Annotated in this window: 1 pseudogene; it reads left to right on the forward strand. The window is 45.2% G+C overall.

The annotated features are described in order from the left end of the window. Nucleotides 1-75: 75 nt before the first annotated feature. A pseudogene (gene ycdU / locus RTW80_RS25270) lies at nucleotides 76-918 on the forward strand (protein YcdU); the annotation flags it as partial. Nucleotides 919-1,384 lie beyond the last annotated feature (466 nt).

Raw genomic sequence — 1,384 nt, forward strand, 5'->3', positions numbered from 1 at the left:
TGATAGAAACAGAAGCCACTGGAGCACCTCAAAAACACCATCATACACTAAATCAGTAAGTTGGCAGCATCACCAGGCTTTTATTGGAAGAATGCAGGGTTTATTTTTCCATCAGAGGATATTGGTGTAGTTAGTGGGATTCTGGCTCTGGTGCTGTATAATTTTATTTTTGATCTCAAGGCGTACTGGGCTTATAAATGCGTCACGAAGAATATCGATTTTTCGTGGTTTAAGAAAAAGCAGAACCACAAAATAGAATTATTTCTTACACAACCTCTGGTGGCAGGATTTCTGTCGTTAATCATGTTGAGTGCAATGAGTTGGGGGCTATACCAGCTTCTACCCTCGTTATATGCGCTGTTCCTGATTTCGTTACTTGGGCCGTTGGTCATCTTTCTGCTGTTTCGGATGATCCGCACCAGTTATGTCAAGCAGGTCGCTATTTCAGTAGCGAAAAAAGTAAAATATAAAAGTCTGACTCGCTATGTGCTGCTTTCGGTGTGCATCTCAACGGTTGTTAACCTGCTTACTATCAGCCCGTTGCGTAACAGTGATTCTTTTGTGACAGAGGGGCAGTGGTTAACGTTTAAATCGATAATTGCATTGCTCATTCTTTGTGGCGTAGTGTTGGCGATTAATCTGTTTTTTCTGCGCTTCTCCAAGCGGTACGCTTTTCTGGGCAGGCTTTTTTTGCAGGAAATCGATCTGTTTTTCTCCAGTGAAAATGCGTTGTCGACCTTTTTTGCCAAGCCGCTTTGGCTTCGGTTATTCATATTGCTGGTTATTGAAGTGATGTGGATTACGCTGGTGTCGGTATTGGCAACGCTTGTGGAATGGCGGATTTGGTTTGAAGCCTATTTTTTACTCTGCTATGTACCGTGCTTAATTTACTATTTTTTCTATTGTCGATTCCTCTGACATAACGATTTTATGATGGCATGTGACATGTATTTCCGTTGGGGGCATTTTAATAAGCGAGGAAGTGATAGGAAGTGACCAGATAATACATATATGTTCTGTACTCTCTTGCGCATTTTGATTGTTGACTGAGTAACCAGACAGTTGATGTGCACGATTTCCCCTCGCCCTAACAGACGTGGGCGGGGGCACCCGGTGTGTGCAATATACGAAAAAAAAGCCCGTACTTTCGTACGAGCTCTTCTTTAAATATGGCGGTGAGGGGGGGATTGACTCGCTTCGCTCGCCCTGCGGGCAGCCCGCTCACTGCGTTCACGGTCTGTCCAACTGGCTGTCGCCAGTTGTCGACCCCCGGTCGGGGCTTCTCATCCCCCCGGTGTGTGCAATACACGAAAAAAAAGCCCGTACTTTCGTACGAGCTCTTCTTTAAATATGGCGGTGAGGGGGGGATTGACTCGCTTCGCTC

It is taken from the genome of Escherichia sp. AM3 (assembly GCF_032029835.1).
GTDB classification, from domain to species: Bacteria; Pseudomonadota; Gammaproteobacteria; order Enterobacterales; family Enterobacteriaceae; genus Escherichia; species Escherichia coli.